Raw genomic sequence first — 7,812 nt, 5'->3', positions numbered from 1 at the left:
TACGCCGCGACCGCTCGCGGCATCATCGCGCTCGACGGCGCGACGGGCGCGCCGCTGTGGAGCCGCGAGGGCAACAACACCCTCATCCCCGGGACGTTGTTCACCGACGGCCGCCACATCCTCCTAGCACCCGACACCTCCAGCACGGACGAGCCCCCGGTGCTTGTCGCCCACGACCCGGTCAGCGGCGACGAGGCCTTCCGGGTGCAGTACCCCCTGGGCATCGGTGCGATCGGCGAGGCGGACGGGCGTCTTATCGGGTACGACGCGGCCGCTGACGAGTACGTGCTGCTCGGCTGACGTTGCCGCGTGCCGCCGCGCGCGAGCGAGGACCGTCGCCGTGAGCTTCCTCGCAGACGACCAGGACGACGTGTCGGCGCGTTTCGCGACCCGCGGCACCGACAGGTTCGCTGCCGGCGGATGGAGCCTGCTCGACACCGGTGAGCCCGTCATCGACGGCGCGGTCGCGTGGGTCTGGGCACGGTGCACATACCTCCAGCGGCACCTGCAGCTATCCGTGCAGCAGACCCCATGATGACCTGCACCGATGCGCGGCAGGCGGCGCGACGCTCCGGCCGACAAGCAGCCCTCGCAACTCCGTCGTCAGGCTCGACGGATACAGGCCGAACCGCCCGCGCCCGGACAAGTCCCAAGGTTATCGAGACAAATCGGTAGGCTCTGCCCACCCCCCGACCTCGCAGGAGCGTCGCGTGGGTATTGGATTTGCCCCTACACCAAGAGGTGGATGGCATGGCGATCAAGGTTCAGCCGCTTGACTTCGACACCCGCGTTCGGTTGACGAGTCGGTCGGCGAGCCTCGGCTCGTCGGCGGCTCGAGCGGGGGTGGTGCGATGAGCGTCACTGTGACGGCAGTGCTGTTGGCCCTGGCGGTGGTGCTCTTGATCCGCTCCAGCAAGGTGCAGTTCGGTGGGGCGCTGGTCTGTGTGGTGTTCGGGCTTGTGCTGGGCGCGACGCCGGCGGGCCCCGCGGTGAACTCGGCCCTGTCCGCCTTCGGGAGTTGGGTGTGGTCGCAGGCAACGACGCGATGACCAACCCCCCCGTGGCGCAGGAGCTGACCGACGATCAGCGGTTGCCGCCCCCCGTGCCGGCATGAGTCCGTTGGCCGGGGCCCGGCTCGGCAAGGGCTCCCCGCTGCGACTCAACGCGCCGAAAGTGTCGATGTCGACCTTCATCGGGGTGTGGTTGGTCGGCCGCGTCGCCGCCGGGTTGGGCTACCTGATTCGGCACTGGATCCTGACTGGCTTCTTCGTCGTGGTCGTGGGGACGGTGCGGGTCCCCGCGGTCCGGGTCGTGGTGGTGGTCCTGGTGGTCGCGGGTGGAACAGCTCTGGGGATCTGGCGGGCCGGGTGGCCGGACTCCTTCGCCCAGGACGTGACATGGCGGGTTCGTGGGCTCTGGCGGGGATCGAGGGTGTATCGCCGCCGCTGGCCGGTCGCGATGCTCACCAGTCGACTCTCGGTCCACCACGAGGGCGCGTATCACCTGCCCCGACTGGTTCGGGTCCGCATCATGGGTGACGCGGACCTGCTGCAGGTGCGGATGCTGCCCGGACAGACCGTCGAGTCCTGGGCCGAGGCGACCGATGGTCTGGCCCAGACGTTCGGCGTCGGTGGGTGCCGGGTCCGCAGCGTGCCGGGGCGTCCGCACGACCTCGTCCTGTCGATGCTGGTCCATGACCCCTTGGTCGCGGAGGTGGCACCGTTCGAGATGTCCGACGTCGACGGGCCCGTCGACCTGAAGGCGTTGCCGGTAGCCCTGGGCGAGGACGGCGCGACCTATCGGCTGCGGCTGCTGGGGAGCCATCTCCTCATCGTCGGCGCTACTGGTTCGGGCAAGGGATCGGTGATCTGGTCGATTCTGGCCGCGCTGGCTCCCGGCATCGACTCGGGTCTCGTGCAGGTGATCGCCCTGGACCCCAAGGGTGGAGTGGAGCTCGCGCTCGGGCAACGCCTCTTCTCCCGGTTCGTCTACGGCGACCCCTCCTCCGGGGCCGCTTTCGAAGCCGAGTTCGCGGACGCCCTCGAGGATCAGGTGGAGGTGATGCGTCGTCGCCAGAGGCTCCTGCGCGGGGTTGCTCGCCTGCACACCCCCACCGGCGACGAGCCGTTGATCGTCGTCATCATCGACGAGCTCGCAAACCTGACCGCCTACCTCGTCGACCAGGACAGCAAGAGGCGCATCGCGACGGCGTTGGCGCTGCTGCTGTCCCAAGGTCGCGCAGTGGGGGTCGCCGTGATCGGTTCGGTGCAGGACCCCAAGGAAGTCGCGACCCTGCGGGACCTGTTCCCCACCCGCATCGGCCTGCGGATGACCGACGCCGCCCAGGTCGCCCTCGTCTTCGGGCCCGGCGCTCGTGAACGCGGAGCCCGCTGTGATCAGATCCCCGAGAACCTGCCCGGTGTCGGGTTCGTCAGCCTCGAGGGAGTACGTGAACCCGTCCGCGTCAGGTTCACCCACATGAGAGATTCCGACCTCACCCTCCTCGCCGACCGGGCCAACCGCCACGCCTCTGGACAGCTTTCACCACCGCGGTGGACCGCGACGGGTTGATCCCGGGGGCTGGGTCCGCGGTCATGCCGGCGGTGACGTGGCGTGATCCTCAGCCCGCGACTCCTCACGCTCCTGGAACCTGCCAGCGCCGAGCGAGCCGCTGCGCTCCTGCGGCGCTCCGCTCTACCGCGAACTCCTCTCCATCCCGGACGTCGGCGAGGGCGGGCCGCGGCCCCGACATCTCCGTACTGCGCGTCTTCGACGCCCTCACCTGGATGACCGGCAAGGGCTACGCGAACACCTGAGGCCACCGGGTGCCGCACCCGCGTAACCTGTCCCTGGCGGCTGCGGACGAGCCGGGTTCTCCCTAGCGTTCTCCCTAGGGTTCTCCCGACGAATTTCCGCTGGCCCCGGGCCTCTAGCTCAGTTGGCAGAGCAGCGGACTTTTAATCCGCGGGTCGTGGGTTCGAGCCCCACGGGGCCCACCCCTCCGACCTGCGCGGCCCCCTCCACAGCACCGGCACCGCGACCAGCCGGTCGCCGAAGACGTTCTGCGCGATCCCCTCGCCGTCGACGGCGTCGACCCGTTCAGGGTGCGGGGACCGTCCCGATGTGCGACGTTCACTGCCGACACCAACGATCGATCGATACCGGAGCTGATCTCCATGGGCATTCTCGCGTTCCTCCTGCTCGGCCTCCTCGCGGGGGTCATCGCCAAGGCGCTGCTCCCCGGGCGCCAGGGCGAAGGCTGGCTACTGACGCTCGTGCTCGGCGTCGTGGGCGCTCTGCTGGGTGGCTGGCTCGGCAGCACGCTGCTCGGGTACGGGCTCAGCGACTTCTTCTCCCTGCGCACATGGCTGCTCGCGATCGCGGGCGCGGTCATCGTGTTCCTCATCTACGGCGCGCTCACCGGCGGCCGGCGCCGGCGCCGCTGAGGTTCAGTCGCGTCTGACGTCGCGCGTCTCGTCGGCCGGGGGTTCGCCCTCGGCCGACGTTGCTGTCTGAGGGGTCTCGGGGTCAGCCGGCGTGGCGTCGGACGACGTGACGTCAGGCACCGCGCCCGACGACGCGCGGGCCGCCGCAGCCTCGACCGGAGTCGGTGACGACACCGGCGGACCGACGACCGTCACCGGCCCACCCGGTCCACCGTCCCACGTGTCCCACTCGCGGGCCGCATGCTCACGCTCGGCGATCGCCTCGGCGCCTGGGCCACCGAACGCCCGCGAGCGCTCGATCGCGTCGATGCTCCCGGTGAACAGCCGCGAGTCCTGCGCGCCGAGCTCGAGGCGCTGGGTGTCGCCCGGTCGGGGCGCGTCGGGCTGGACCGCCGCCCGGGCGCTGCGGCGGGTCACGTGCTCCCCCGTGCCCAGGGGCGGCGTCATCGGGAGCTCGTCGGGACGGCGCGACGTCACGGTCGGAGCGGCTGTCGCGACCGGCGCCGCCGTCTCGACCGTCTCCAGGCGGGTGCGCGGCAGGGCGTCGGGCGCGGTCCGCTGCACCCACGCCACGAGCCCCTCGCGCACGTAGCAGCGCAGGTCGAACAGCGTGGGGGCGTCGGGCGCACTCGCGAGGGCCCGGACGCGGACCAGCCCGCCGGTCGCCTCGGTGACCTGCAGGATGCCGACCCGGTGGTCCCACAGGTCGGTCACGGAGAGCAGCCGGACGAGCTCGGCACGCATCTCCTCGATGGGCACGGCCCAGTCGAGGTCGATCTCGACCGTCCCGAGCAGGTCGGACGCGCGCCGGGTCCAGTTCTCGAACGGTGTCGTCGTGAAGTGCGTCGACGGCAGGATGAGCCGCCGGTCGTCCCACACGTGCACGACGACGTAGGTGAGCGTGAGCTCCTCGATGCGCCCCCACTGGTTGTCGACGACGACGACGTCGTCCACACGGATCGCGTCCGTGAACGCCAGCTGCAGGCCCGCGAACACGTTCGCGAGTGAGCTCTGCGCCGCGAGGCCCGCGATGATCGAGATGAGCCCGGCCGACGCGATCAGCCCCGCGCCGAACGCCCGGGCGGCGGGGAACGTGAGCAGCGCGGCGGCGATCGCGCCCAGGACGAGGACCACGACGGTGAGCCGGCGCAGCACGACGATCTGCGTGCGGATGCGGCGGGCGTGCCGGTTGTCGGGGACGTCGATGCGGAACCGCAGGAACGCCGCGTCCTCCGCGACGAACGCGAGCGTCCCGATGAGCCACGCAGCCGTCACGATGAGCACGATCAGCAGCACGTGCTCGACGTCGACGACCCACTCCGTGGACTTTGTCGCCTGGCGCAGGCCGAGCCACACGCCGATCACGACGAGCACCGAGCGCAGCGGTCGGCGCGCGCGCCGGGCCAGGTCCGCCGCGACGGGGGAACCGCGTCCGACAGCGCGGGTCATCGCGCCGATGACCGCCGCGACGATGAAGGCGGCGACGACACCGGCGATGATCGCCGGGAGGATCCAGATCACGGTGCGCCTCACTCGATGACGGGTTCATCCCCGGACGTCCGTTCAGGGTAGACACATCATCGCCGCGTTCGTCGGGACGCTCGTCGCCCGGTCCCTGGGCGGCCGTCGCGTCGGCCGTCAGGTGCGGGCGACCGCGATGAGCAGCATCGTGACCCAGAACCCGGTGACGAGGTTGAGCCAGAGGAACCGGCGCCAGCCGCGGTTGGCCCGCTCGCAGTCCGCGTCGCGCACCGACCAGAACGCCGCGGCGTTGACCGCGTACGGCAGCGGCAGCAGCGCGGCGAGCCACCCCGGCCACGGCACCGCGAGGAGGACGACCGCGGCGAGCACGTAGGCGATGACCGACGCGACGACTGTCGCGTGCGCACCGAGCACCGTCGCCACCGACGCGATCCCACCCTCCCGGTCAGCGCGGACGTCCTGGACGGCTCCGAAGGCGTGCGATCCCATCCCCCACGCCGTGAACGCGACCAGGGCGGGCCACACGGTGCGCGCCGCGAGGTCCGCACCGACCAGCACGAGGGCGTAGAGCGCGGGCCCGACGAAGTGCATCGCCGAGGTCGCGGAGTCGAGGACCGGTCGCTCCTTGAACCGCAGCACCGGCGCCGAGTACGCCACCACGAGGAACAGGACGCCGAGCAGCGTGAGGTTCGCCGCGAACGCGCCGCCCGACCCCACGGTCATGAGCCAGACCACGAACGGCACCGTCGTGACCGCGCAGGCCACGAGGATGCGCCGGTGGGCCACGGCTGCCTCCGCGGGCGCGACCAGGCCGCCCTCGATCCCGCCCTTGCGCGGGTTGCGGAGGTCCGACGCGTAGTCGAACACGTCGTTCACGCCGTACATGAGCAGGTTGTACGGACCGAGGAAGAACAGGGTCCCGACGACGAGCGCCGCGTCGATCCGCCCGCCCGTCGCCATGAGGTACGCGGCCGCGAACGGGAATGCCGTGTTGATCCAGGAGAACGGGCGCGACGCCGCGAGCACCTGCCTCACGCGGGCGGACCCTCGGCGCCCTGCGCGCCGGTCGCCGCGGAGCGACGCGCGCTCCAGCCTCCCAGCACGGTCCACAGCACGGGCATCGCGATCCCGGCTGCGATCGCGTACGCGAAGTCCTCGAGCGGGGCACCCCAGAGGTAGACGCCGACGATCTTGGCCGGGTCGAAGACGTACAGCCCGACGCCGATCATGAGCGTGTCGAAGATCAGCGTGAGCATGCTCAGGTGGGCGTTCGTGCCGAGGACCGGCCATGCGCGCAGGCGCCGGAGCACGGGCACGGACACCGCGACGAGGACGACCAGCACGGCGACGTTGAGCGTGAGGTTCGTCATCCGGCCGTTCCCGTCCCTGCCGAGTCACGGCCCGCAGAGTCGTGGCCGGCCGCGGCCCGCATCCGCGCGGTCTCGTCGAACCACCGCCATGCGAGCAGCGCGACGTAGCAGAGCAGCGTGAGGAAGAAGACCTCCTCGACCGGCAGCTCGGGGGCCAGCAGCAGACCCGTCATGTGCGGGCTGTCGCCCCGCGCGAAGATCCCGAGCCCGAGCCCCGCGAGGTCCCACGCGAGGAACCCGACGACGCCGATCCCGACGCATCCGGCCGCGCGCCGCCAGTCGGACCAGAACGCGAGGCGGAACCTGCGGTCGAGCAGGGCGAGCCCGCCGAGCGAGAACGCGAGAGCCCCGAGGTACGCGAACCCCGTCATGACCGACGCCCGACGACGCGCCCCCACACCCCGTCCGCGCGCGCCGAGGCGAGGAACCCCGGGCGCAGGGGGGTCGGGAGCGGGTGCGCGGACGTCTCGCCGAGCATCCGCTTCACGACGAGCTCGGCGCTGATCGCGCACATCGGCAGGCCCACACCGGGGATCGTCCCACCTCCGACGTGCAGGAGGTTGGGAACGCGCGCCGATGCGTCGCCGGGCCGGAACATCGCACTCTGCCGCAGCGTGTGCTCCATCCCGAGCGCGCTGCCGCGCCAGGCGGAGAAGTCCCGGGCGAAGTCCGCCGGACCGACGACCCGCCGGGTCACGACCCGGCCGCGCAGGTCAGGGATGCCCGCCCAGCGGCCGATCTGGTCGAGGTAGCGGTCCGCGTGCGCCTCGAGCGCCGCACGTGAGTACGCGCCGGACTCGTCCGCGCCGAGCCGCGCGTCGGCGGGGAACGGGACGAGGACGAACAGGTTCTCGTGACCGGGGGGCGCGGTGCCGGGCTCGGTCGCCGAGGTCCGGGACACGTAGAGCGACCCGGCGTCGGGCACGCGCAGGTCGTCGGGGTCGGAGCCGGGGGCGTTCGGGCCGCCGGGGCCCAGGATGTCCTCGAAGTTGCCCTCCCAGTCCCGCGTGAAGAACAGCGCGTGGTGGGGCAGCTCGGGCAGCTCGCCGCGCACGCCCGCCAGGATGAGCAGCGACGAGATCCCCGGACCGCGGTCCTTCCACCACGACGCCGGAAGCGACCGGTGCTCGGCGCCGAGCAGCACGGTCTCGGTGTGGTGCCGGTCGGCAGCCGACACGACGACGTCGGCCTCGACAACCTCGCCCGACGCGAGGCGCACACCGCGCGCGACCCCGGTGCGCCGGGGGTGGCGCCACGACCGGCGTGCACGCTCGACCTCGATCGCGACGACGTCGGCACCCGTGCGGATCTCCACGCCGTTCGCGCGCGCGATCCGCTCGAGCGCCTCGACGAGCGTGTACATCCCCCCGCGCGGGTACCGGACGCCGTCGCCCAGGTCGAGGTGGCTCATGAGCGAGTACAGCGCGGGGACCCGGTACGGCGACGACCCGAGGAACACCGCGTGGTAGCCGAGCACCTGGCGCAGCACCGGGTGCTTCACGGTGTTCGCGACG

At 71.8% G+C, this 7,812-nt stretch carries 10 protein-coding genes and 1 tRNA gene; 6 read left to right on the top strand and 5 right to left on the bottom strand.

The annotated features are described in order from the left end of the window. The 6 genes from VFW79_RS04350 to VFW79_RS04325 form a co-directional block, all read left to right on the top strand. Positions 1-300: hypothetical protein (locus VFW79_RS04350; RefSeq protein WP_329676091.1), on the top strand; the 300-nt coding region annotated here is incomplete at its 5' end. Next, complete coding sequence (locus tag VFW79_RS04345) at positions 227-535, top strand: flavin reductase family protein (RefSeq protein WP_329676090.1); 309 nt, start codon at positions 227-229, stop codon at positions 533-535. The genes VFW79_RS04350 and VFW79_RS04345, both read left to right, overlap by 74 nt. 316 nt (positions 536-851) lie before the next feature. Further along, positions 852-1,049 (top strand): hypothetical protein, encoded by a 198-nt coding sequence (locus VFW79_RS04340; RefSeq protein WP_329676089.1) that lies wholly within the window; start codon positions 852-854, stop codon positions 1,047-1,049. Positions 1,050-1,110: 61 nt separating this feature from the next. Next, positions 1,111-2,571, top strand: a complete 1,461-nt coding sequence (locus VFW79_RS04335; RefSeq protein ID WP_329676088.1) for an FtsK/SpoIIIE domain-containing protein — start codon at positions 1,111-1,113, stop codon at positions 2,569-2,571. 352 nt (positions 2,572-2,923) lie between these two features. Next, positions 2,924-2,996: transfer RNA gene (locus VFW79_RS04330), tRNA-Lys, on the top strand. A 180-nt stretch (positions 2,997-3,176) separates the two neighbouring features. Next, positions 3,177-3,446, top strand: a complete 270-nt coding sequence (locus VFW79_RS04325) for a GlsB/YeaQ/YmgE family stress response membrane protein (RefSeq protein WP_329676087.1) — start codon at positions 3,177-3,179, stop codon at positions 3,444-3,446. Between the two features lie 3 nt (positions 3,447-3,449). Here the strand turns inward: VFW79_RS04325 and VFW79_RS04320 are convergent, their stop codons facing one another. The 5 genes from VFW79_RS04320 to crtI all read right to left on the bottom strand — a co-directional run. Next, positions 3,450-4,967 carry a mechanosensitive ion channel family protein gene (locus tag VFW79_RS04320; protein WP_329676086.1) on the bottom strand — a complete coding sequence of 506 codons (1,518 nt, stop codon included), beginning with the start codon at positions 4,965-4,967 and terminating at the stop codon, positions 3,450-3,452. A gap of 117 nt (positions 4,968-5,084) precedes the next feature. Further along, the gene (locus tag VFW79_RS04315; protein ID WP_329676085.1) at positions 5,085-5,963 is read right to left on the bottom strand and encodes a prenyltransferase; all 879 of its coding nucleotides are present in this window, start codon (positions 5,961-5,963) and stop codon (positions 5,085-5,087) included. Then, entirely contained in the window at positions 5,960-6,298 is a 339-nt protein-coding gene (locus VFW79_RS04310; protein ID WP_329676084.1) for a lycopene cyclase domain-containing protein, read from the bottom strand. Before VFW79_RS04310 ends, VFW79_RS04315 begins: the two co-directional genes overlap by 4 nt. Continuing rightward, complete coding sequence (locus tag VFW79_RS04305; RefSeq protein ID WP_329676083.1) at positions 6,295-6,669, bottom strand: lycopene cyclase domain-containing protein; 375 nt, start codon at positions 6,667-6,669, stop codon at positions 6,295-6,297. Before VFW79_RS04305 ends, VFW79_RS04310 begins: the two co-directional genes overlap by 4 nt. Beyond that, positions 6,666-7,812, bottom strand: a 1,147-nt coding sequence (gene crtI / locus VFW79_RS04300; protein ID WP_329676082.1) for a phytoene desaturase family protein, incomplete at its 5' end; no start/stop codon positions are given. The genes crtI and VFW79_RS04305, both read right to left, overlap by 4 nt.

This window comes from Cellulomonas sp., from assembly GCF_036279715.1.
Classification (GTDB): Bacteria; Actinomycetota; Actinomycetes; order Actinomycetales; family Cellulomonadaceae; genus Cellulomonas_A.
This window is presented reverse-complemented; position numbering and strand designations above follow the sequence as displayed.

What these genes read in the sequence shown, in the direction of transcription:
- VFW79_RS04305 (WP_329676083.1), bottom strand. Translation starts at nt 6,669, where the DNA reads ATGACGGGGTTCGCGTACCTCGGGGCTCTCGCGTTCTCGCTCGGCGGG.
- VFW79_RS04335 (WP_329676088.1), top strand. Translation starts at nt 1,111, where the DNA reads ATGAGTCCGTTGGCCGGGGCCCGGCTCGGCAAGGGCTCCCCGCTGCGA.
- VFW79_RS04310 (WP_329676084.1), bottom strand. Translation starts at nt 6,298, where the DNA reads ATGACGAACCTCACGCTCAACGTCGCCGTGCTGGTCGTCCTCGTCGCG.
- VFW79_RS04325 (WP_329676087.1), top strand. Translation starts at nt 3,177, where the DNA reads ATGGGCATTCTCGCGTTCCTCCTGCTCGGCCTCCTCGCGGGGGTCATC.
- VFW79_RS04340 (WP_329676089.1), top strand. Translation starts at nt 852, where the DNA reads ATGAGCGTCACTGTGACGGCAGTGCTGTTGGCCCTGGCGGTGGTGCTC.